24 protein-coding genes are annotated in these 21,935 nt (G+C 65.4%); 2 read left to right on the top strand and 22 right to left on the bottom strand.

Going from position 1 to position 21,935, the window contains the following annotated elements:
* Positions 1-790: 790 nt before the first annotated feature.
* The gene (locus A5658_RS28090; RefSeq protein ID WP_156751430.1) at positions 791-952 is read left to right on the top strand and encodes a hypothetical protein; all 162 of its coding nucleotides are present in this window, start codon (positions 791-793) and stop codon (positions 950-952) included.
* A gap of 15 nt (positions 953-967) precedes the next feature.
* Here the strand turns inward: A5658_RS28090 and A5658_RS12580 are convergent, their stop codons facing one another.
* From A5658_RS12580 to A5658_RS12530, 12 genes are all read right to left on the bottom strand, one after another.
* Entirely contained in the window at positions 968-1,234 is a 267-nt protein-coding gene (locus A5658_RS12580; RefSeq protein ID WP_156751429.1) for a hypothetical protein, read from the bottom strand.
* Positions 1,235-1,405: 171 nt separating this feature from the next.
* Complete coding sequence (locus tag A5658_RS12575) at positions 1,406-2,014, bottom strand: hypothetical protein (protein WP_156751428.1); 609 nt, start codon at positions 2,012-2,014, stop codon at positions 1,406-1,408.
* A gap of 276 nt (positions 2,015-2,290) precedes the next feature.
* Positions 2,291-2,554, bottom strand: coding sequence for a hypothetical protein (locus tag A5658_RS28085; RefSeq protein WP_156751427.1), 264 nt, complete (start codon positions 2,552-2,554; stop codon positions 2,291-2,293).
* Positions 2,555-2,876: 322 nt separating this feature from the next.
* Positions 2,877-3,695 carry a hypothetical protein gene (locus tag A5658_RS12570; RefSeq protein WP_156751426.1) on the bottom strand — a complete coding sequence of 273 codons (819 nt, stop codon included), beginning with the start codon at positions 3,693-3,695 and terminating at the stop codon, positions 2,877-2,879.
* 72 nt (positions 3,696-3,767) lie between these two features.
* Complete coding sequence (locus A5658_RS12565) at positions 3,768-4,871, bottom strand: hypothetical protein (protein WP_067334947.1); 1,104 nt, start codon at positions 4,869-4,871, stop codon at positions 3,768-3,770.
* 230 nt (positions 4,872-5,101) lie between these two features.
* Entirely contained in the window at positions 5,102-5,653 is a 552-nt protein-coding gene (locus A5658_RS12560) for a hypothetical protein (RefSeq protein WP_156751425.1), read from the bottom strand.
* Between the two features lie 112 nt (positions 5,654-5,765).
* Positions 5,766-6,263, bottom strand: a complete 498-nt coding sequence (locus A5658_RS12555) for a hypothetical protein (protein ID WP_067334939.1) — start codon at positions 6,261-6,263, stop codon at positions 5,766-5,768.
* Between the two features lie 215 nt (positions 6,264-6,478).
* The gene (locus tag A5658_RS12550; RefSeq protein WP_067334936.1) at positions 6,479-7,789 is read right to left on the bottom strand and encodes an AAA family ATPase; all 1,311 of its coding nucleotides are present in this window, start codon (positions 7,787-7,789) and stop codon (positions 6,479-6,481) included.
* Between the two features lie 2 nt (positions 7,790-7,791).
* On the bottom strand, positions 7,792-9,009 hold the full coding sequence (locus A5658_RS12545; RefSeq protein WP_067334933.1) for a hypothetical protein: 1,218 nt from the start codon (positions 9,007-9,009) through the stop codon (positions 7,792-7,794).
* The gene (locus tag A5658_RS12540; protein ID WP_067334930.1) at positions 9,006-9,203 is read right to left on the bottom strand and encodes a hypothetical protein; all 198 of its coding nucleotides are present in this window, start codon (positions 9,201-9,203) and stop codon (positions 9,006-9,008) included. The genes A5658_RS12545 and A5658_RS12540 overlap by 4 nt, the downstream gene beginning before the upstream one ends.
* Positions 9,200-10,486 carry a VWA-like domain-containing protein gene (locus A5658_RS12535; RefSeq protein ID WP_067334953.1) on the bottom strand — a complete coding sequence of 429 codons (1,287 nt, stop codon included), beginning with the start codon at positions 10,484-10,486 and terminating at the stop codon, positions 9,200-9,202. The genes A5658_RS12540 and A5658_RS12535 overlap by 4 nt, the downstream gene beginning before the upstream one ends.
* 2 nt (positions 10,487-10,488) lie before the next feature.
* Entirely contained in the window at positions 10,489-11,595 is a 1,107-nt protein-coding gene (locus A5658_RS12530; RefSeq protein ID WP_067334926.1) for an AAA family ATPase, read from the bottom strand.
* A 567-nt stretch (positions 11,596-12,162) separates the two neighbouring features.
* On the opposite strand from A5658_RS12530, the gene A5658_RS12525 reads away from it, so the two are divergent.
* Positions 12,163-13,248, top strand: a complete 1,086-nt coding sequence (locus tag A5658_RS12525) for a hypothetical protein (protein ID WP_067334924.1) — start codon at positions 12,163-12,165, stop codon at positions 13,246-13,248.
* 97 nt (positions 13,249-13,345) lie between these two features.
* On the opposite strand, the gene A5658_RS12520 is transcribed toward A5658_RS12525, so the two are convergent.
* The 10 genes from A5658_RS12520 to A5658_RS28080 form a co-directional block, all read right to left on the bottom strand.
* Positions 13,346-14,182 carry a phosphoadenosine phosphosulfate reductase family protein gene (locus A5658_RS12520; protein ID WP_067334921.1) on the bottom strand — a complete coding sequence of 279 codons (837 nt, stop codon included), beginning with the start codon at positions 14,180-14,182 and terminating at the stop codon, positions 13,346-13,348.
* On the bottom strand, positions 14,170-14,589 hold the full coding sequence (locus A5658_RS12515; RefSeq protein ID WP_067334918.1) for a hypothetical protein: 420 nt from the start codon (positions 14,587-14,589) through the stop codon (positions 14,170-14,172). Before A5658_RS12515 ends, A5658_RS12520 begins: the two co-directional genes overlap by 13 nt.
* On the bottom strand, positions 14,586-15,530 hold the full coding sequence (locus A5658_RS12510) for a hypothetical protein (protein ID WP_067334915.1): 945 nt from the start codon (positions 15,528-15,530) through the stop codon (positions 14,586-14,588). The genes A5658_RS12515 and A5658_RS12510 overlap by 4 nt, the downstream gene beginning before the upstream one ends.
* 53 nt (positions 15,531-15,583) lie before the next feature.
* Positions 15,584-17,164, bottom strand: a complete 1,581-nt coding sequence (locus tag A5658_RS12505) for a DEAD/DEAH box helicase (protein WP_197503107.1) — start codon at positions 17,162-17,164, stop codon at positions 15,584-15,586.
* Between the two features lie 218 nt (positions 17,165-17,382).
* Positions 17,383-17,781, bottom strand: coding sequence for a hypothetical protein (locus tag A5658_RS12500; RefSeq protein WP_067334899.1), 399 nt, complete (start codon positions 17,779-17,781; stop codon positions 17,383-17,385).
* A 612-nt stretch (positions 17,782-18,393) separates the two neighbouring features.
* Positions 18,394-18,759, bottom strand: a complete 366-nt coding sequence (locus tag A5658_RS29360) for a WhiB family transcriptional regulator (RefSeq protein ID WP_369830517.1) — start codon at positions 18,757-18,759, stop codon at positions 18,394-18,396.
* A 66-nt stretch (positions 18,760-18,825) separates the two neighbouring features.
* Complete coding sequence (locus A5658_RS12495; protein WP_067334895.1) at positions 18,826-19,161, bottom strand: hypothetical protein; 336 nt, start codon at positions 19,159-19,161, stop codon at positions 18,826-18,828.
* A 33-nt stretch (positions 19,162-19,194) separates the two neighbouring features.
* On the bottom strand, positions 19,195-19,983 hold the full coding sequence (locus tag A5658_RS12490; RefSeq protein ID WP_156751423.1) for a hypothetical protein: 789 nt from the start codon (positions 19,981-19,983) through the stop codon (positions 19,195-19,197).
* 886 nt (positions 19,984-20,869) lie between these two features.
* Positions 20,870-21,112: a hypothetical protein gene (locus tag A5658_RS12485; protein WP_067334888.1), complete on the bottom strand. Its 243-nt coding sequence runs from the start codon at positions 21,110-21,112 to the stop codon at positions 20,870-20,872.
* Positions 21,113-21,155: 43 nt separating this feature from the next.
* Positions 21,156-21,317, bottom strand: coding sequence for a hypothetical protein (locus A5658_RS28080; RefSeq protein ID WP_156751422.1), 162 nt, complete (start codon positions 21,315-21,317; stop codon positions 21,156-21,158).
* Positions 21,318-21,935: the final 618 nt, after the last annotated feature.

Below are 21,935 nucleotides of genomic sequence, written 5' to 3'. Positions count from 1 at the left end.
CGCCGCGGCACCGCCGGCCAAGGCCGGCTAACCGCCGCTGTAGTCGAATCCCGTTGTGCACCTTGCGTTTTAGTTGTTGCCGGGGTTCCCGCTCGTCGGCTTCGCCGCCGATCGAGGGTTACCGTATCGCGTTGCTTTGCAACGCTTTTCGTTACGGTGTCGCAGAGGCTTCGCCTTCTGCTTGTGTTCTGTTGTCTTACAGTATAATTCATGTTTTACCGTGTTGCTACGCAACACTGTTGTTGAGCAACGCTTTTCGTAATGGCAGCGTCCGCTTCCGGCTTCGCCGTTCGCGGTGTTTGAAACTGGCAGTATCGCAGCGGATTCCGTTCTGTCGGGGGCGCAGCCCCGCTGCTGCACTTCGCCCTGGCCCTCGGCGGCCTCCGGCCGCTCCCCCCTCGAGCGTGTCGACCAGCTCGGAGAGCGCCGCAACACTGTTCTTAGGCAAACTTTTTCGCGATAGCGGGATTCAATGTTCGCAGATTTGAACTATCTGCATTGCAGTGGTTTTCGAACTGTCGGGGTTGCGACGCTGGTGTCCCCCCCTGCAGCCCCGCTGCTGAACTCACCCCGCCCCCTGGCGGCCTGCGGCCCGCCAACCTGCTACGACTGCGGCACTTAAACGCCTCCACCTTTGAGTGGGGGAGGCGTGCTGCTACCCGCGATCGCCCGCGCGCAACGCGCCAGGCCTCAGGCTGCGCCGATACTTAGATCGCCTGTATAAACGCGCCGGCCAGCTGTTGTGACAGGGTCGCCGTCATGGCCCAACGCACCGAAAGGACTACCACCCATGAGTACTCGCATCCTGCTCGTCGCCCTAGCGGCCATTTTTTGCCTCTTGCTCGGCTACATCGTCCATCGCACCGGCAAGACGGCCGGCATCGTCGTCGTTGTGCCCGCTCTTGGGGCCTTCGTCGCCGAGCTGGTCGACGCACTCAATCGGCTGTTGTAGCCGCCGGCCGGGCGGCTACTGACCCCACGGGTTTGTCGCGGGCTCGACTGGGTATTGAGGTTCGTGCGAAGGCTGCCCGGCATTCTCAATCGCCGGGCGCACTACCCCCGCCATCACCACCAACGACACGACGAATACCGCTGCGCTGCAGCCGATCCGCACGTCCACATCACGCCAACGTAGCCATCGCCACACACCGACCGCGGCCGCGATCGCCGCTGCTATCGCCGCCACCCACAGCACGGCATCGAAGACCGAATGCACCATATCCAACAGATCCATAACCCACATTGTCAGGCCCTCACCCCGCCCCCCGCCACATCGACGCCGAACCAAAAGTCATCAGCTCGCATGGTGTCGTTGAGCTCGATTACGGTGCGCCGCGCGGACCCACGGCACACACGACAGCGGCGCCGACCCCCATCGGAGCCGACGCCGCCACCACCGCGGGATCTAGCCCTCTTCGACGTTGTCCACGGTGTGATCGTTGATCGCGTCCGCGATGTCGCGGCGGGTCAGTTCGTCGATCGCCGCAGCGATGTCGCGGTGTGTCAGTTCCGAGGTCGCCGAGTCCGAGCTGGACGCTGTGGCACGCACCCGCACGTTCAAGTTCACGCTGACGTCCATCACGTAGTCACGCTCGCGGCCGGGCAGACCCAGCAGCTCCATGATTTCCTCGTACTCGCTGCAGTGGCGGCGGTCGTTGGCCCACTGGTGAGCGGTTTCGAGCCGGTCGGCCCAGAGTTGCCGTTCGGCCCCCAGCCGCTGTCGCTCGCGCTCCAGGGCCTCCTGTGCGCGCTGCCGCTCCCAGGCCGCCGCAGCCACCCCGCGAGCCCAGCACGGCATCGGTCCATCGTGATCCTGTAGGTAGACCCTGACCGTCGAGATGAGCCCTACCGAATGCACGTCCCCGAAGGCGCCGATCACCGCGCAGCGCCGATCCTCGTCGCTATCGCGCTCCTCTACGACCAGCCAGCCGATCGCGTCCATGCCGTGCGGTTCTGATACCGCAACCTGCGCTCCCGTTCTGACGACACCTGCCGCCACCAACTGTTGAACCAACTGTGCTGATGGTGCCTCAACACCATTAACCGCGACCGACATCACGTAGCCTCATTTCTGACGAGTAGAGCACCCGGGCGGCGCTCTTACTTGCATCTCCGATACTACCTGTTGCGCCCGCTTTTCGACACGGCACTCTCCGAAGAATGCCAAGCGAATACCGTAGCGTTACAGGCGGATTCAACAATGCCGCCTATCACAGGAATCGTCTTCTCCCGGCCCGTGTGATGGGCGGGAGAAGACGATTCAGGGCCTTCGCCCCAAACGTGCCCGCGGTTAGCTCGACCAGTCTCGGGGATGGCGGCGCTGCCACCACGGCGCGGATGCCGCTACCCCGTATTCCTCGGTCACGGCCCGGTAGCGCTCATCGAGACGCTGCACCGCGGCCCTCAACCGGTGTGCGCGCCGGCCTCCGTTGCGCATCAGGCTTTCCAGCCTGCCGCGGGCGGAATCGTTGAGCATCAACGGATCACAGCACGGACAGTCTGCAACCCAGGGGACGTAACCGCCTTTGCGGGCGAAGTACTCTGCATCCTCCACGCACTGGCGCCATAGCTGAAGAAAAACTAGAGCGGCGCCGTCGTGACGGGGCTTGCGGGGACGATGCGGGTTCATCCCCGCTGAAACAACGTGTCCTTAGTCATTGCGTAACGCCGTGACGTGGCGTGCCCGCTGCAGGACGGCCGATATGCCGTCGCCTCCAACAATACTTGACCGGTGACGCCTCGACGGCAAATGAGCGGGTTGTCCCAGGGCCGGCGGCATGGTGAGTGTCGGCCCTGGTTGCGTTGTCAGCTGATGATGTCGCGCGCGGCGAAGACGAACCGGTCGTGGTCGGCGATGTCGTGGTTGATCAGGTCAATCATTTGGTCGATGATGCGAGCCAAGCCGGTCGCCGGGTCGGCCGCAGATCCGAGGCGAAGTGATGCCAGGGGTTGTCGACGTCGACCGAGGCTTTCAACCAGTGCCGTTGATCGTTGTGTTCGACGTGCATTGAGGCCACGACTTCGACGCCGCAGAGCTGGCCATCGCCGTCGTAGGCGACGTCCATGTCGAGCACGAGGTAGCCGGGCTCGGTGCCCCGGCTGAGCCCGTTGACGCGCAGCCAGGACACCGCCGACGGGGCGCATGACTGGAACACTTCCAGCATGAGGCGGTGCAGGCCGTACTCGGCTTCGCAGCGCTCGCTGAGGCTCCCCAGGGTCTCGGTGATGGCTTCGCAGTCGGCACCGCTCTCCCACCAAACAGCGTAATCCTCAGGGTCGCGGGCGAAGGTCAGTGGCGCAAGGAGTCCGCCGATGCGCCCGGTGGTGTCGCCGACGTCGCGCCACACTGTGACGGGAGTCTGCTCGATCACCTGGCCGCCGGTGAGCAGGTAGCGCCATTTCACCCCGTTGGTATCCTCCCAGTCCAAGGTGGTGCCGTCGTCGACGAACGGCGCCAGGGCGGTGATCACCGCGTCGGCCGTGCCGTCGAGCTGGCCGCTGAAGCCAGCGATCACCAGCGGGGCGTGCGGCTGGGCCGGCCACTGGGCACAGAAGCCGAGAGCGGCCAGCTCGGCTGACACCTGCGTGGGGTCCACGCTCAGCACGCCGGCCGCCGCGGTGCCGGCGGCCGCGATCTGGTCTGCGGCGATCACTATCGCGCCATCCATCAAGTCTGTTTCAACAGCAAAGCTCATGGTGAATTTCTCCTTTCACTCACTCCCCGCACAGGGCGGGGAGTGAGTGCGTTTGGTCGGTGGCAGTGCGAATTAGGACGCGATTCGGATGGGCATAAGCAGGTGGCTATCGCTGTCACTGCCTTTCACTGACATCGGCCGCGCGGCACCTCGTGTCGACATGGTGATCACCTCGGCGTCAACACCTTTCAGGATGCTCGCCAGATACGGAGCGTTGTACCGGGCTACCAGCGGCCAGCCCTCACCGGCGAGCGCGCGCACGCTGACCGTGTCTTCAGACAGCACATCGCCGAACCGGCCGCGCATCTGCACAAGCATCGTGCCGTCGTTACGCCACTCGAGCTGCACGTCATCGCCTTTGCCGATGTTGCCCATCGCGGCCAGCAGCTGCGCCTTGTTCACCTCGCCTGACACCGCCACGTCCTCGACAGCGGCGTCGATGAGTCGCTGATACTTCGGGAATTCGTGGTCCCCGACACGCTGCACGATGCTGCGGCCGCCCGCCGAGGCGCGCACCCGCATCTGGTCAGGCGCCGGGTTGGCCATCGAGGCCAGTTTGCCGTGCTCGACGACCACCTCGCCCTTGGTACCGACGGTGAAGGCTTTCAGCAGGCCAGCGGGAACCATCGCGCTGAAACCGTCACTGGCGTAACGGATAATCGATAACCGGAACCGATCGGTGGTGACCATCGCGCCGCCGGTGAAGAACACGTGCGTCAGCATCGGCAGCGTGTCATCGGTGCCCGCAGATGTCATACCGCGCTTGATGATCCCCGACTCGAGGACCGCGGGCTCTGCCTGTGACTCGAACACCGGCCATTCCGGAAAGTCGTCTACCTCAGCGGCTTTGGGCACATTCAGGGTGCGCGATCCCACACCCACACTGACACCGGCATCGCAGACGGTGACTGCGGCGTCGCCTTTGCAGCCTTTGAGTAGCCCCGCGAGCGCGGCCGGGCTCACCTGGACGGCCACGTCGCTGTCAAACCCGTCACCGGACCCCACGATCACCTCGCGGAACCAGTCAAAGTCGGTGTAGCGCAGACTCAGGCCGGCGCCGGTGATTCGGACCTGCGCGGTGCCCAACACCGGAACGGCCGGACGGCGCTTGCCCTTGGCGATCCATGCCACATCGGCGGCAAGTGCAGCGGCGTCAATCTTGATGGTGTCACTCATAGCCAACAAACCTCACTTGAATATGTAGAGCACCCCAGCGGCGCTCTTACCAACACCCACACTAAACCCCTCCACCGACAAACGAAGACGCCCACTTATCCACCTGAAACCGCAAGCCGCACTTGCACTTAAGAACCCCCTCCCCGCCCGTGTGATGGGCCGGGGAGGGGCTGTTGTGTGTCGGGTAGCTGGCCGGCCAGCGGCCACCCCTTGTAGGCCGGCCAGCTGGATCAGGAGCCGGTGTGCGCTGCGCGACCGCGCTGGAGGTAGGCGTCGTGCGCGGTCGCCGGTGTTCGGCGAGCTCGAGGTGTCCGCGCCCGAGCGGTGTGGTGCTGCAGGAACGCCAGCAGCCGGTCGACTTTCATCTGGGCTTGCTCGCGCAGCACTGGCGGGCAGGTCACCTCGACGTGAGCGGCAGCATTGTCGATATCGATGTCGACCTCGACGCGGGGCACGATGATGCCGCCCATCCCCTGCTCACGGACCCACAGGTCCAGATAGGCGTGCGCCCAACCTGGCGCTGCGTCCCCGCCCCACTGGCCTATCCGGCCGGGATACAGCAGCACGTACTCGTTGCGCCACGAGCGGTAGTCGGTGTCGGGCGCCAGGCGCACGCTCGACGGTCCCGGCTCCCCGCGCCCTGCCACAGTCCACCGACCAAACGGCCACCCGGTGCGCCGGTAGACGATGCAGTGGTCATCGAGCGCATAGTCCCACTGCCCCAAAGGCATCGGCTGGGCATACCCGTCGAACTCACTGCCCGCCGGGTCGCTCGCGGTCACGGTCCTGAATTTCCAATCGTCGTTCATCGCTGCGTCCTGCTCTCTGTGTTGTCACCGGTCATCGCACAGGCAAGGCGGTGACACAAAGGGCACCGCCTCGCCGCGACGGGCATCAGTTCTGTGTTGGTTGCGCGGTGACGCCTTGGCGCAGGGCGTCGATCATGAGGCTGCGCACGGCGAAACCCTCAGTGCCGCTGAAGCTGCCAAGCGTCGGAGGTCGAGAACCAAACCGTTGGATATCGGCCATTTCGCGGCGCGCGCGGGACTGGTCGGCGTGGTCGATGACCAGGCATTCCCGCCGCGCCGGATGCTCGGCCACGCTGGTGACCTCATCGAGCTCGACGCCGTCGCTGGCCCGCACCACCCACGCCGACATCACCAACGCCGCTTCCACCGCGCCGTAGCCGATCAGCAGCCGCCGCACCCCTTCGGCCATCGCCTCGTGACCCGCGGGACCGCTCAACAGCCCTGGCAGCACGTGACCGCTACCGGTGCGCACCAACAACACCGGCGCCCAGTCGTCATCTGCACACTGAAATTTGTTGCCCACATACCGCGCTCCGCGCTTGGCGGTGTCCAACAAAGACTCGGAAGCAGCCAAAAAGCCCATCAACAAATCCTTTACATCTGTGTAGAGCACCCCGGCGGCGCTCTTACCGACTCCCTCACAGTAGCGGCGGGCACCGACAACACCAGCGCCTCGCGCCATCCCCGCACCGCCGGCCGGCAGCGCAACAAACCATCTCCCTGCCCGTGTGATGGGGCGGGGAGCTGGTGGTGGCCGGCAACGCCGAAGGGCGAGCGGCCACCACCCGCGAGGGGTGCTTAGAGCGCGGCGAGCACGGCGGCGGCGTGGGCCGCGTCGGGGTCGATGCGCGCAGCGGTGTGCAGCATGGGCGCGGTGGCCGTGTCGGTGAATACGGTGACGTGTGCACGATGCCGCGACAGGGTGACGCACATGCGGCCACGGTCGAGTGCAAACGATTCCGCACTGCGGTACCCGGACAGCGGATGCACCGCGACGACGGCGCGGCGCTCCAATCCCTGTAGCGCATTAGCGGTGCCCACCAACACATCTGGCATATCGCTGAGCAATGCGCGCACTGCCCCGGCCTGCGCGACGTGCGGCACAACGACTGCAATATCATTGGCTGACAGCGCCTCGGTGCTGGCTGCGGAGCGGTAGCTGTACTCGGTCAGTTCGTGGACACGTTGGGCTACCGCGTCCAACAGTGCGGGATCGTTCGGTCCGTGCTTGATGGGCATTGCGCGGCAGTCGATTTCCGGCAGTACCCGGCCTGCCGGGTCGAGAACCGATTCGTCGGGGCGGCGCGACGTGAACGGCAGATCAGGGTAGAAGTGTTCGGACAGCAGAGCGCATGTTGCTGGACCGAGCCGCCACGAGTTAGCGAGTTCGTGAACGGTGATCGCATCGCCGTGGTGAGCGATCAGGGCTGCCGGTGCGGGCTGGTGCGGGCCGTTGGCTTGGCCGTCCCATCGGGCGGTTGATCCGGTGACGACCGGCGCGATCTGTCCGCTGTCACCGACGCATACCACCTGAGTTGCCAACGCGCCCAACGCCCCCAGATCGCCGTAGGTGCACTGCCACGCCTCGTCAACGATCATTACGTCGGCAGCCACGCTGGTCGGGTCGATGTAGAGCCACCGTGCGGCGGTGCCGATCAGAATCTCCCCGCCGCTGGTGTGGGTCCAGCGCACGTTGCGCCCGCCCACGGTCGGGACACCCAAACTCGGTGTTCCACGGCGGTTTTGAGTCGATGCAACGATCAGCGCGGCCCGGTCGCTGATCGCGGTGATGCGGTGCGCCAATTCCAATGCCTGCTCGCGGGTTTGGGCGGCGACTGCCACCCGCAATCCGGCCTGGTGCGCCAGCGCCGCCGACAGCAGCGTCACTAGGCGGCTCTTGCCCGCGCCCGGTGCAGCTTTGACGCACACGCAGGGGTCAGCCCGCCACACCGCGAGTCTGATTTGCGCTAGCTCATGGGAATCCCCTAGTTCCCGGCCTGGTCCGTCTACGCCGTTGATCATCGGTGCGGGCGGGCTGGCCGGTCCCGCGATTACCGGCAGCGTGACCGAACCACGCGGCACGACAAGTGTTTTCGGTAACTGGCGCATTTTTACTGCTGTCCTTCGGTATCGGGTTCGGCGGCGGCGATCAGGACCGCCAGCGGCACATCACGGCGAGTCGGGACCGGCCTGACTCCCTGCGACAGCCACGAAAACCGCCGCTTATACAGCCTGGCTTTCACCCGCTTGTGGGAACGAATGGTGGACGGGTTCGGCGGTGCGGCAACAACTGTCAGAATCTCGCCTGCTCCCGGCTTGTAGCCGGTGCGGCGCAGACCGCCGATGGTGACCTCTAGCTCGCAGTGTTCGGTAACCGCCGTGGACACCACTTCACCGGCGAATCGGTCTGCCGGTTCCGGCTTTTGGTGTAGCGGGTCACCGGGCCAGCCGACGACGGCGACCCCGGCCTTGAGTCGGGTGTCGAGCCGTTGCGAGCGCACCACAACGCGGCCCTGATCGTCGTGGGCGCCCACGACCACATCACCGTGGCATACGTGGCCGGTGTGCACACCGCGCAGCCGCCATAGCGGATCGTCCAGCAGCGCCGCCGCGTGAATGTCAGCGGCATCGCAACGGCTTTGCAGCCGCATCGCCGCCACGTACAGCGATTCGGGCACATTCCAGCTCGCCCGCTTGCTCAACGCGTCCTGGTGAACACCGAGCAGCCAGTCATCGCCCTCGCCGGTGGGTTCTAACCCCGGCAACGTCGGCAGGACGCTCACGGCCCGCCACCACGCATGCAGGCCCGCAATGCCGTGCGGAACGCCCAACGCGGCCCGCCACGCATCGGCGTCATCGCTACCGGGAACGGTGCCCAACATCATCTGTTGGCGCGTGACGGCCAGCAGGTCAACGACCGCGCCGCTACCAGGATGCGCCGACCGCTCAACCCACCAGCCGGCCAGCGACGACCCTGCGGCCACGGCAACGTCGCGGCACCTGGTCGGGTCGGCGTGCTCGACGGCCAGCGCGTCGAGCACCCGCAATGTGCCAGGGCGGTCGATGAGGGCGGTTGCACCCTCGCCCAAATCACCGCTTACGCAGCCCGCAGCCCGCGCCAGCGCCGCCAATCCGTCAGACCCGCTGCCGCTGTGCACCGCGCCGTCCGCGCCGACCGCCCACACCCGGCAGCCCTTCCCGCGTTGACGCGCCCACACCGCCACCCGCGCCGAGCGGGTCGGGACGCTGGTGTGCAGCAGCCGGGGCACAGGGACACCCACCTCGCGTGCCCGCACCCGCAGCGCCAGATCGAACAACGCCGCGCTCACTGCTCGCCTGCCTTTCCCTGACGCGCCAGCCCCCACGCCGCTGCCGCGAAACCATCGGCCAGCGCCCGCGTCACTAGATCATCGCGCGCACTGGATTCCGCATGGCCCACGGTGGCCGCGCTGTAGCCCGACCCCGCCAGCGCCGCATCGGCCCACCGCGTGAACTCCGGCGAAACGACGGCCTGCCCGCTCATGCCGCCACCCGCTCACCGGCAGCAGGCGGGTCAACCCGAATGGTCTTGGCCCACGACGGCGTGGTGTCGATGGCGTGATCACCGATCAATGCGACCACCATCGGGACCGGCAGCCGCCGCGCCGGATAGGGCGTGCCGCCATCGGTGAACAGCACCAGCACGTCAGCCGCTGGCCGCGCCGCCAGCGCCGCGTCGATACCGACCCGCAGATCGGTGCCACCGCCACCGACGATCTGCACATCGCGGATCGACTGGACCCGCCGTGGCGTCGTCGCCGCCGCATCACAGCACGTCACCCGAACCGTCGACACAGACGACTGCCGCAGCACCGCACGCGTCTGGCCTAACGCCTCGTCAACGTCGCGCTGCCCCATCGACGCCGACGTGTCGATTATCAGATCGACCGCGATCCTCGGTGCGCGTAGCGACGGCAGCAGCAGCCCCTTCGGCGCACGCCGGTTGGCGCGGCGGTACGAATGATGTACCTGCCCAGCCTGTTCCGTCACGCACGTCCGCACCGCTGCGCGCAGCAATGTCTCCCACCGCACCTTGGCGGGCTTCAACTGCGCCTCGGCCCACGACGCGATCCCGGCAGGAACAGTGCCGCGTCCCGCCGCACCGCGCCGCGCCGCGTCTTGAACGGCGCGTGCGACCGCTGTCCGCACCAATTCGACTGCGGCGCTGTCCAGTCCACGTCCGCTGCCCAGGTCCGCGTCGGCAGGCAACTCCCATGCCGGGGCGCTGTCGCCCGAACCGGACCCGCAGCCACCCTCACCGGCATCCCCGCCGCCGCCAGAGCCGTCGCCGCCGTCGTCGTAGGCGTCACGCGGGGTGCCGGGGGGCATCAGGTGGTGGTAGTAGGTTTCGGCTGCCAGACCATCGGCGCAGCCCAACCCGGTCGGGGTCACCGGGTCACCGGGTAGCGACAGTCCCGCCGCGATCAGGTCGTCGTTGATTTCGGCGTCACCGGCCCAATTCCAGGCCTTGCGGACCACCGAAACATCAACGGCCTCAGCACGACTGAAGTGGTCGCGCAGAACGTGTCCGACCTCATGCAGCAGCACCGCCCCGGCGTGCGGGATGCTCCACTGATCGCCCAGCATCGCGGGATCGATGTAGACCCTTGCCGATTTATCGACGGCGAAGGTGCCCAGACCCGGCGCGGCTACCGGCACGAGCGCGAACAGCGCCCGCCCGAAGTAGGGCATCGCCTCGACTGCGGCCATGCGGGCCAATCGCAGCTTGCGCATTTCGTCAGCGGTGAGCGCCCGCACGCCAGTCACGCTCATGCGACCCGCTCGGTGTCCAGGCCAGCGGCCAGCAGCAGTTCGCTGAACTTGCGTGCCGACGCAGGCACTTTCGCGCCAGATGGCGTGATGCGGTTCAAGTCCCGCGCCGCTGCCCCGGCTACGTCGGGTGCGCCACCGGACGCTGCCGCCGTCACCGGCCCCCATGCGCTATCCCATGCCGACTTGGTGCCCTTACCGCCAGCCCACGCGACAACCGCCGACAGCACCGCCCACACCTGGTCGGGGCGCGCGTTGTCCCAATCCACGATCGATGGGTCTGCGATCACGTCGGCCACCGCAGGCAGATCCATGTTGGCCCGCCATTCCATGAACTCAGCCCCGACCCCTTCACCGACCAGACCCATGACCGCCGCCGCGATTGCGGCAGTGTCGTCGCGGCGCAGATACGTCAGCACCTTCGCCAGCGAGTGCCACGAACGCCGCGACGGCCACGCCCGACCGGCAGCCTCGTCGTCACGATCAGGGAAGCGGTGCAACAACTCTGGCCGCGCTTCGATAAACGCGATCACCAGTCCCTTCTCATCGGCCTCCCGTAGCTCATCGGCAGCCAGCGCACGCGAGGTAGGCATAGAGAATCCGGTACGCATGCCGGTCAGCCACTCGTCAGAGGTCGGCGCAAAGTCGATGTGCAGGAAACGGTTTGCAGTCGGAGCCGCCAGATCGACACCGCCCGCGCTGCGGTCGGGAGGGTTAGCCGTTGCCACGACCCGCACTTCGTCAGGCAATCGCGTGTTACCCACCACCCGCTCCTGAATGACCCTCAGCATCGCCGCTTGCGTGGCAGGTGAGCACGTGGTCAACTCGTCCAAAAGCAAATAGCCCCCGCCATTTTCGATTAACCCGTTAGCCCAATCCGGCAGCGCCAACGTTTGCACCGCGCCGTCCACCACGACCGGCCAACCGGCAATATCCACCGGCTCACGCTGCGACCCGATCAGCGTCTCAATCGGCACGCCATCAGCCTTCGCCAGCGCGGCCACCACCGCCGTCTTACCCAATCCTGGATCGCCCCATAGCAAGACAGCCACATGGGCACGCGCCGCCGCATCGACCACAGTCACAGCAGTAGCCAAATCAACCATCACATAACCTCATTCGCCATTTCGTAGAACACCCCAGCGGCGCTCTTACTCGACAGGGCCATTGTAAAACACACCACCGACAAAAACTCGACGCGCAAAACCGGCCCCTCGCCGCCCGACCTCGACAGCCCAATCAACCCCCTCCCCGCCCGTGTGATGGGGCGGGGAGGGGGTTGCTAACCGCCTCTGAGACAGGCGCGGCGCTCCCAATTGTCGACCGTTTGCGGCAGCCAGCCGACGCGGCGGATCTCGGCGCCGCCGACCAACGGCTCGTCGGGTTCGGGCGCGGGGCGACACGTTTTGAGCGGCGGTTTTCCCCATCGGCGTATTTGGTGGGTGGTAGTTGGTGTCTAGGACCGCCAGCAGTTGTCTCGTTTGTAGGATTCCGGCCATGACTCAAGCGGGAGTGACCAGGTGTTCGCCGAGTACCCGATCGTTTGCCACTGGGATCGGGGGCGTGAATCGGATGTTGGCGCACTGACCCTGCTGTCAACGAGTTCGCCATCCGATGATTACCTCACCGATTCCGCCCTGTTCTAAATCCTGTAGCCGACAGGGAGGTGTTGCATGACGTCGCGGTTCACCCTGCTGGCCCCGTGGTGGGCGATCTGGCTGGCCAACGCCGCCGCGATGACCGCCACCTTGACCGTTCTGGCGTTCGTGACGCTCCCGAAGGTGCTCACCGCGGCGGCCTGGCCCTTCAACGTCGTCGCCCTGGTACTGGCCGGGCTTGTGCTGGGTGTCTTTGCACCGATCGCGCAACAGCCGATGCGCCACGCCTACGCAAACTCCCTCACCGGCCTCAGTCCAACGCAACGGCGACAGGCTGTGACAGCGTTGCGGCGCAACGATATTCCTTCTGACCCCGCGGTGCTGACCGCGGCAGTCCGGGTGGGCGCCCTCCACATGGCCTACCTCAACGGGCTATCACAGCCGCAGAAAACAGCGAAGAGGTGGCTACCCGCCATCTGCATCCTCAACGGCGCGACCCAGTTTTGGAGCCATCATCCGCGAATGGGTTTCCTATGGCTCGGATTAACGCTGTACTACCTCGCCTATAACCCGTTCGTCGCACGCCGGTGGCAGCAGCTCGGCCCGAGGGTCGAACGACTCCGCGCGGCGGCCACCGACGTCCCGGAAGCCCAGACTGCTCTGACCGAGACCGCGGGTGGTGTCACGCGCCCGCGGCGGCGGATGTGGGCCATCTGGGCCATGATCGCGGCCATGGCGGTGTGTTTCGCCGTTGCGTACTACTTGTGGGGATCACCGTGCTGGCGCCACTCGACAGCGGCCCCACACGGTCGCTGCGATACCGTCGATGCCGCAGTGACCTCCGTCAGCTGGTATCCCGAGATCCTGCGCCCTGACACCATCTCCAACGACAGCGTGCAGCTGTCGCAGTACCAGGACTGGGCCGCCCAGTTGCATACCCACGCCGAAGCCGAACGCGACCCCGAGCTCTTCAAACGCCTCGCCAACGTCGACGAGCTGGCCGCACACGCCGTCGCGGTCGTCACCGACCTTCGCACCCACGACGGCCCCCATCCCCCGGCCGACGTCGTCGACGCGCACGAAACCGATTACCGCACAACGATCACGACACTTCAGGACCAGTTAAATGCCGCCAAGGCGCAATGCCACACACAGCACTAACAGGTGCCGGCGAGGAGTAACCCGACATGCCTCATCCGCGAGCAACCCGGTGGACCCGGCTCGGGTCAATCGATTCGTTGGCGGGGCGCCGCGGTCCTCACCATTCTTGGAGCCGTGGGAGGGCGGCGGTCAGTCGGTCGGCCAGATCAGGCCAGCCTTTTCTGAGCCATGTGATGTGCCCGTTGGACAGTTTCGCGGCGTCGATGATCGAGTCGACGCGGATGGCGTCAGGTCGGGCGCCGAGGTGGGCGATCTTGCGGTAAAGCGGGTTAAGCGGGACGTCGCGGCCGGCAAGGTATTCGAAGACGTGGCTGGTCTGCCAGTCCCAGATGGGCCCGTAGGTGACGGTGCCGTCGAGCCGGCGGATGATTCCGCCGCATTGCGCGCGCACCGCTGCACGCTCTTGCTGGCAATGGGTGGCGGTGTGGTGGGCGAGCTGGGTGCGGTAGAGGTGGCGGCGGGCACCGGATTCTTGGGCGCGCACGCCCCATAGCGAGCCGCGGCCGTGGCGGGCGTGGGCTGTGGCGGCGGGCCCGGTGATCATGATTTCGGCCAACGTGCCGGCGAGGTCTCGGTCGGGTGCGCAATGGTCGAAGCCGCCGGCGGCGATGAAGACGGTCAGCAGGTCGGGCTCGGCGGGGATGACTTCGAAGTTGAGTTTCCAGGCGCCGGCCACCTCGACGAGGTAGGTCAGGGTTTCGGGGAATTGGAGCCCTGAGTCGTAGAACACGACGGGAATGTTGGGGTCGACTTGGCGGGCAAGGTCGACGACAGTGGTGGAATCTTTGCCGCCGCTCCATGCGACGAACCCGTCGTGGTCCTCGAGGTGGGCGGCGATGCGATCGAGCAGCGGACGGTGGGCGGCGGGCCCGCGTCGGCGCGCCCGGATCCGGCGGAGGACGTCAAGATCGAGAGCGTCTGTCACCGGGCGGATACCGCGATGCGGCCGGCGGCGCCCGGGAAGAGGTATTCAAGCCATGCCTGCACGTGTTGGGCGGCGTCCTGCCCGGTGAGCCGGTTTTCTATGCTGGTAGTTCCGTCCCACCATGAATAGCGTTTGCGGCCAGGGTATTTGATCCCGATGCGCGGGGCGGCCGGGTTGCGGCGCCGCGCGAACATCAACGCTGAACCGGCGACTTCTGACCACGTGTCACCGTCGAAGTCCAGCCGTCCCTTCGGATCTCGCCGGCCGCCCGCGCGTTTGGCCATGGGCACTCGCGCAACGCAGGCGAACTCGTGGTCGCGGTGCGCTGTCACCCGGCCGACGACGCGGAACGGAGTCGAAGCGCTCTGTTGCCGATCAGCGAAGCGGCTGGGATGAATCACCCATCGGTCCGTCACTTCTTCCCCTTACTCGATTGGCTGGCGGCAGGCGGCAGCGGTGGAGCGGCCGCCGCAGCGAAGACATCTTCTGCCTGCACGACAAGCCTTTCCCCGAAGCCTCCACCGGTGGCGTAGGGAACGACCGCGGCATGCGTCAACCGCAAATGCATCCCTCGCGGCAGCAGGTGGCTGGTGTCATCGGAGGTACCGGCTCGGCCCATGTACATGCCACGGCTCGTCGTGATCTCCAGGACCACGACCCGCTGGTCGTCATGGCCAGGCAGCTCGTGCAGGTTGTGGGTCGCCGGGGTGAATTGATCGAACGCGATCCTTGAACCGACTTTCAGGCCAGCCGGCAGATCCCGCTTGTCGAACACGCCCCCAACGTTGTCCGGTAGCCGCACCCCGACGTACACGGTGTGATCGCGGTCGTTGAGTTGCTCATAGGCTCCGATCGCTCTATCAAGGCGCTGCACCATTGCCCGGTCTTTGTCGGCCAGGCCGTGAACGTCACCCGACGCCTTGTGCAATCCGTCGTTGACACGTTGCCAGGACGTGGGGTCCGGGCTGGCCAGCAACGTCTCCACCGCCTTGTGTTGAGAGCGCGGCGCCGCAGCGATGACGCGATTCTTCAACGCGGAGCGCACCTTTCGCTGTCGCGCGCTCATCGGGGCACGGTAGGCGATCTCAGGAATGGGCGTGCGTCGCAGGCGCGGCGATTCAACGTGGCTCATATCCCGCGGGGTTGCACGTTCGCGATCGCGGGCGGCTCGAGTTTTCTCGCTGTCCTTGTCGCGGGCCATGTCGGTGATGAGGTTGCTCAAACGTGTGTGGTCGGCCTCGCTCATCGCTTCCTGGGCCACTGCGCGGGCAGCCTTAAGTTCTCGCTCGGTGATCTTGCCGCCTTCAACGTCGATGAGGCCGCGCTCCCGGTTCGGCCGGGTGCTGGTCGCTCCCATCAGCGCACCCCATGTGAGGGCGGCTGGATGGCGCTTGTGGCTCTGTCACCCATTTAGGCTGAGGCCTTATCGGTGTACTCTTCGTGCCCGTGCGGCGGCCACTGACCGGCGCGTTGCAGGATCGCCATCGCGAGTTGACGGGTCTGTGTGCTCGATGCCGGTGACGGCTGGCCGCCCAGTAGATCTGTTGCCCCCGTCAGCTTTTGGGACTCCATCGCTTTGATGTTGAGGGTGTCGAGCATGACGGGGTCTGAGCCGGCGTTGCTGACGCAGAAGTAGGCCCGCACAGTGCGTTTCTGCCCGCCACGCTTGAGCCGGCCAATGCACTGACGGTGTACCCCGGGGGACCAATCGAGTTCCCCGAACGCTAGCGTCGAGCTGACTTCTTGCAGCCCGTCCACACCGGCGCCTGATCGCAGTGACATGATCAGTACGCGCGAGTCACCATTGATGAACTGTCGCAGCGACTTTTGCTTGCGGGCTGAGGTTTCCGTGCCGGTGTACATAACCGGGTCGAACGCGGCTAGACGTTCCAGCCAGATGTCATACACAGAGCGGTGCCACCCGTAGAGCACCACTTTTTCCTCGCTGTCAAGCACCATCTTCATGAAGTCCGCGACGAACGCTGCCTTGGCGATACCGGTGGCTTGACGCTGACGCCAGTCTAATTCTGCTGCGGTACGCCATTTTTCGGCGCTACTGGCCTCCTGAGAAAGGATCAGCCTTGCCATTTCGATGGCATTGCCGGACAGCTGGTCATACTTCGCGGTGTCTGAGGGCACCATCTGCTCGATCGCCATCGCACCGGGAATCTCAATGCCCATCTCCTCGAGTGTGCGCTTGAGATACAGGCCACGGCCCTCGAGGTGGGCGCGCAGCGCCTCGGGTTTGTCAACGCGGACCTTGGCCATCGTGCCGGTTGCCTCGACCGATGTGGTTGCTCCTCCGCACCATTCACGCATGAATTCACTACGTTGCCCGAGACACCCGCGGTCCAGGCCGTTCATGACGGCGAAAATCTCACCGCCGAAGTTGTATATCGGTGTTCCCGACAGTCCGATGCGGGTTGTCGCTCCGGAGGCAATGTGTTCTGCAGCTTCGTATTTCAGGGACTCGGGACGTCGGAGCTCTTGGACTTCATCGAAGATGACTGATCTTACTTTTCCGGCCAGGTGGTATCGCCACGCAGCGAGTTTCGCGTAGTTCACCAGAATCAGGTCGTAGGCGATCTCGCCGTCAGGGCCGCATAGTTGCGCGAATTCCTCACCGGCTTTGGTCGATTGAATTTCATATCCCCGGAGTGCGGGGTAGAACTTGTTGAGCTCGCGTAGCCATTGCCCGCCGAGCCCGGTCAAGATGACCGCGAGTGCCGGCCGTGCAGCTGGGTCCTCCAGCAGGGCCAGTGACATCGCTGTCTTGCCGCCGCCCAGCTCATCACCCAGCAATAAAGCACCGGAAGCTTTAGCGAGGTCGACGGCGACGCGCTGATAACCGCGCAACGGAATGCTTGGCGATATCCAATCCGGTTGAGGCTCAACGGCAGCTGTTCCCCCCACGATTCCTGCGACGAGTGCTTCGCGCCGTCTGTCCGCGAGCGCCCGGCGGCGCAGATGTTTGCGGTCCGCCGCGGTCATCTCGAAGAGCCACCGGTCACTGACCCATTCCAATTCACGCGCGATCTGCTCGGTGTCAGACACGTAGAGCGTCTCGGCGCGGCTCGTGCGGATCGACGGGAGGATCCGCTTCAACCGGATCACCACGTCAGGATCGGCGGTAATCGCCCACATCGGCGCTTTCGGCTCATCGGCGAGACGAACATCAACCCGAGTGAGCGTCCCTACCACACGGCCGGTCACAGCCCACCTGCCAGTAGCGCAACCGCAATCGGCTTGCCGTGAATCATGGTTGGGACACCGGCCAGTAACGTCCGTCGGCCGGACGCTAACACCACCGCGGTCACGGCGTCGTGTGCGGCATAACGGCCGAGTTGACGAAGTACCGTGTTTCGCGCTCCTGCGACCTTGACTTCAACCGCCACGACGAGATCTCCTGCTGTAACTAGGAAGTCGGGGCGATCGCGCTGGGATATCGACTTCTCACGTTGCACGGGGAACGCCGATGCGAGTCGCTGGGCCACTTGATCCTGGAGTTCTCGTTCGTCGGCCCATGCGTACAGCTGAGCGTCCAGGCAGTCGACGACTTGTTGTGCCGCGGCGGCTGGGCCGCCATGCACTGCGACTCTGACGACCACGTCGGACCTCCCACCGTTTAGCGGTCGACGCACTCTCCGATGTCGCGGGCCAGCATTGAGCCCGCAGAGGTGTGCCGCATGTGGTTCAAGGTTTAGTTGAACGGGACTCGAGGTGATTGACCGACACGTCTTACGGCGGACTTTCTGACTCGCTGCCCTCACCTGACTCGGTGGCACTTTCTGGCGGGCACGGCGACTCAACCCGCGACGTGGTGGGCGGCCACGCTTTCAGACGCGCGGTCGGCGTCTGTAGTCAGTTAACACGCCGAGCTGGTTGTTTTGAGTCTGACGGCCATGCCCGCCAAGGTCAGAGCGTCGGCGGTGCTGGAAGGAACTAAGAGCTCTGATCCGGCGGCGATCGGTCGAGCGTCATCGGAGGTGAAGTCCCGAATAAAGCGGACCCGCACCTGCTCGGAACCCATCATGGACACGCGGCGACGATATCAGTATCGGAAAACCAGCCGCAACAGATACTGAGATAAACGCCGTCGCCGCGGCGTAGGCGGCGTAGCGGCGGCGGTCAAATCAGATGCGTCGTAGCAGCAGAGGCTCCACGGTCGCGCGACGTCTGGTTGATCAGCGCCAGGCCTGCACCGGTCACGAGAACTGAAGTTAAGAAGTGCCGGTCTTTAATCGTTGACGCTCAGGATCAGTGAGCCCACCCCACACGCCGAAACGTTCGTCATGAAGCAGCGCGTATTCGAGGCACTCGGCTCTGACTTCGCAACCGAGACAGATCTTTTTCGCTTCGCGCGTCGATCCACCCTGGTCGGGATAGAACGCTTCAGGATCGGTTTGGGCGCACAGCGCACGCGACTGCCATTCAGTAGTTCCGCGCCTCGATTCATCGGGTGGCGTTGCGGCAGAACATGATTGCGGGGAGCTGCCTATCGATGTGCGGCGTCCATTCGGAGGTTCGGGTATGTCCGATGCTGGCATGGGCTTCATCGTAAGCGGCGCAACGGTCTGCGTGCTCATGCGGCAGCAACGGTTGCGCGCGCGTCGGTTCGATAGCGCGAGGCCTGGCCCGCCCGCTGACGGCGACTAACTCGGCGGTACCTTCCAGCAATCCTTATTGCTGGACATGCCCAGTATTGCGGCCTGTCCGAATGCCAGCGCACCGCCCGGAAATAGTGGATCGAGCGCAATATGGCCGATGTAGTCATCGCCTTGATCGGCCGGCGGTATATGGCACTTCGCACGCGAATCCGCCGGCTCGCAGTCGCCGCGCCCATCTGTCCCGTGGGCGACGAAAACGCCGCCGACACCACCGCAGTGCAGCGGTACGGCGTGCGCGGTGGGAACCGACAGCAGTGGGGCGGCAAGCAGCGCCGCGGCGGCGGTTCGCGCAATGAGGCTCTTGAGCCCGAATTCAGCCACACGCTGGTCGCTGCGTCAGCCGAGTTGGGCAGCTTACTGTTCGCCCGGGCGAGCGGGCTGGCTGATCCAGTGGGCGCAGAGCGCATCGTTGTCGGCCAGGAGGACGCCGGCGGCCGCCCAGTGCGTGCTCAGCGGCACCTGATCGCGGGCTGGGTAGGCAGCGGCCAGTTCGTCGACGGTGGTGGCGACACCGATCGCGCCGGCGGCCGCGGTGGTGGCTTCCTCGAGGAGTTCGGTGTGGGTGTCCGCCGCGTCGTCGATCTCGTCGAGATCGTCGAAGACACCGGGCGGGATTGCCGCGTCGCCGCGAATCCAGCTGGTGAATCGGCGCCGGTCCACGCCGAGCTGCTCTTTGATGTCGGCGCGAGTCAGGCCCAGCATCGTGACACGCACCATCAGCTCGGCACGCCGATCGCCGGAAGCGGGTTCCTCGCGCTCGTCGAGCTCGTGGAATACCAGCGTCGCATCGGGCTGGTCTTCCCACGCCCGTCCAGCGCAGATGCGATGCAGCGCCGAAATCCCGTGGGCAGCATGACCGGCTGCCGCGGCGTCATCAGTGCGGAACGTCACGATCCGTCCCGTGTCGCGCGCGGCGGCACTCAGCTGCTCGGTGATTCGGTCGGCCAACCGTTCTAGGCGCGTCAGCCGATCGATCACGGCGGTTAGATCGGGGGTAGGGCCGTTGCCGGCCTCCCACGCCCGAAGCGCCGCCACGGGTACGGCCAAGGCTCTGGCCGCGTCCTGCTCAGGCAGCCCCAGGGCGCCGCGCCGGCACCGAAGCTCAGCGCCGGAGAAAAGACGCTGTCCAGTCGGTGGGCACACGCTGAGGAGTTTATTGGAGCGCAAGCCAGCGGCGGGGGGCCGTCGAACAGCAGCCGACCCGCGGCCGGCGAGAACGTCGGCGGGCATCGTTGCACTCCTTTCGTCGTCGGCGAACCGCCCGAGCCTGTTCGCGCGTTATGTCATCCCCACCAGGCTACCGTCTGGGACTGTCACGGCCGTGGCGCAATGCCGTTGCCGGGCAGCGACTTACCGCAGGGGCAGCGTATCGACGCGAGCCCAGCCAGTTGATCGGCGGCGCGGATTCGCCTTCCTCGCGGGAGCGGTGGACCCCGCCGTCAACCGGCGAGGCCACCGCGGGAAACCCTCTCCCTGCCCGTGTGTGTGTTTCGTGCGGCCACCATAGATCCACCAAGCCCCCATGCTGCGGCGAAACTCCGATACGGCCGCGCAGGTTGCGCGTGGGAGACTGTGTTCGTGTCCGATCAGAGTGCTGTCCCCCGCGGCGGGGCGGCATCGCGGTCGCGCACGAACAGTTCGCCCGGCAGCTTTTCCGAGGAAATCGACAAGCCCTCGCGGGCTCGTGCTGTCGGCGATTTGGTCTTGTCAACCGACGGCTCGTGGATGGTTCGCCCTCCCGAATTCTGCGCGAATCGCCACCGGCTCGCCGGCAATTGTCTGGTGTCCGCCCAGCCGTGCCGGTGTCAGGATCGGCATATGAGTTGGTCGTGCAACAGCTGTGGCCATGTCACTTACGGGCCGGCGCTTGGTCCGCAGTGCAATCTGCTGGACGGCCCCGCGTGGGTCCGCTGAACGTATCGACGCACTTGTCGATCTCGGCGGGCACGCCCCAAGTGTGATGCCGAAGTCGCAGCGCAGCTTCACTATTCGCTGACGGTATCGCCTTCGGAGTTTGTCGGCGCAACTATCAACCGAACCCGAACGACCTGCCCACGAGCGCCGGGTTCGCTGCTTCAAGAATCGTAATTTCGCAGTAGCAGTTGAGTTTTGGGCTGTTCTTGCCGTGTCCGTCGCCGGTGTAGGTGAATAGGAAGGCTTGGAGTGAGTCGTCGGTTTCGTCGTCGAAGTCGTCGCCTGTGTACTCCGGCACGTCTTCTGTGTTGACGAACTCATGGCCGTCGCTGTAGGCGCCGTCGACCTTGATTTTCATCGGTCTTTCCAATCATCGCTAGGAAGCTGACGCACGCAGCGGCTCATGGCAGTGGTCCGCGCTGGCGGCTGTCGTCCAACTCGGCGAGACGCCGGCGGACGTCGTCGAGGTCGTTCAGTGCCTGTTCGGTGTCTTTGGCTGGCCCGCGTTGCGCGAGTTCGCGATCCAACGCGGCTTCCCAGTCGAGCGCCTCGGAGTACGTCATGTCAGCGGTGTACATCTTGGCCTACCAATAGGTTTCGGATGGATCTGGTGATCGCGGCCGGCGGCGGGTGGCGCTGACGTACCGCGATGGCCATATCTTGCAGAGATGAGTGCCTTGGATGTTCGACCGCGGGTGTGTCGAGTGAGCTTTTTTTGGCCGGGGGCCTATTGGGACTGCCAGTAGGAATTCAGTCGGCTCAGCTCGTTCTTGACACTAACGGCGGCCGTGAGGCGGGATGCGGCCGCGCATGCGTCGTGCGCCCACAAGGCAATCCGAGTCGATACCCGGGCCTAAGTTGTCCGCTCATGCCGATTGAGGCATTCGGTCCCGGTGCTCAACGTAGCCGTAGGGTCAGCGTCGCGACCGCAGTCGTGTGGGAAGTAGCAATAGCCGAACGACAGGCACGTACCGCACCGGTGCTCGCGTAACTCCATTGCAGCTCTTCGCCAGATTGCGTTGTCCCTTAACTATTTTGCTGTCCTACGCTGGTCGAGTTCTGCCGCCAGGGCGTCGCACGCGTCGGCGGCCGCCAAAAGCTCAGTGAACCGCCCCGGCATGTCCGGAGACTCCACTTGTTGGGAAAGTTGGAGTCATGTCAGGGAGTACGTCGAAGCGGTA

The sequence above is a fragment of the Mycobacterium sp. 1245111.1 genome (assembly GCF_001673405.1).
In the GTDB taxonomy this organism is placed as follows: domain Bacteria; phylum Actinomycetota; class Actinomycetes; order Mycobacteriales; family Mycobacteriaceae; genus Mycobacterium.
This window is presented reverse-complemented; position numbering and strand designations above follow the sequence as displayed.

Bases quoted from the DNA above. Each gene is read 5' to 3' on its own strand.
- A5658_RS28090 (WP_156751430.1), top strand. From the start codon at position 791: ATGAGTACTCGCATCCTGCTCGTCGCCCTAGCGGCCATTTTTTGCCTC.
- A5658_RS12580 (WP_156751429.1), bottom strand. From the start codon at position 1,234: ATGGATCTGTTGGATATGGTGCATTCGGTCTTCGATGCCGTGCTGTGG.
- A5658_RS12570 (WP_156751426.1), bottom strand. From the start codon at position 3,695: ATGAGCTTTGCTGTTGAAACAGACTTGATGGATGGCGCGATAGTGATC.
- A5658_RS12565 (WP_067334947.1), bottom strand. From the start codon at position 4,871: ATGAGTGACACCATCAAGATTGACGCCGCTGCACTTGCCGCCGATGTG.
- A5658_RS12555 (WP_067334939.1), bottom strand. From the start codon at position 6,263: ATGGGCTTTTTGGCTGCTTCCGAGTCTTTGTTGGACACCGCCAAGCGC.
- A5658_RS12550 (WP_067334936.1), bottom strand. From the start codon at position 7,789: ATGCGCCAGTTACCGAAAACACTTGTCGTGCCGCGTGGTTCGGTCACG.
- A5658_RS12540 (WP_067334930.1), bottom strand. From the start codon at position 9,203: ATGAGCGGGCAGGCCGTCGTTTCGCCGGAGTTCACGCGGTGGGCCGAT.
- A5658_RS12530 (WP_067334926.1), bottom strand. From the start codon at position 11,595: ATGGTTGATTTGGCTACTGCTGTGACTGTGGTCGATGCGGCGGCGCGT.
- A5658_RS12525 (WP_067334924.1), top strand. From the start codon at position 12,163: ATGACGTCGCGGTTCACCCTGCTGGCCCCGTGGTGGGCGATCTGGCTG.
- A5658_RS12510 (WP_067334915.1), bottom strand. From the start codon at position 15,530: ATGGGAGCGACCAGCACCCGGCCGAACCGGGAGCGCGGCCTCATCGAC.
- A5658_RS12505 (WP_197503107.1), bottom strand. From the start codon at position 17,164: ATGACCGCGGCGGACCGCAAACATCTGCGCCGCCGGGCGCTCGCGGAC.
- A5658_RS29360 (WP_369830517.1), bottom strand. From the start codon at position 18,759: ATGAGCACGCAGACCGTTGCGCCGCTTACGATGAAGCCCATGCCAGCA.
- A5658_RS12485 (WP_067334888.1), bottom strand. From the start codon at position 21,112: ATGAAAATCAAGGTCGACGGCGCCTACAGCGACGGCCATGAGTTCGTC.
- A5658_RS28080 (WP_156751422.1), bottom strand. From the start codon at position 21,317: ATGACGTACTCCGAGGCGCTCGACTGGGAAGCCGCGTTGGATCGCGAA.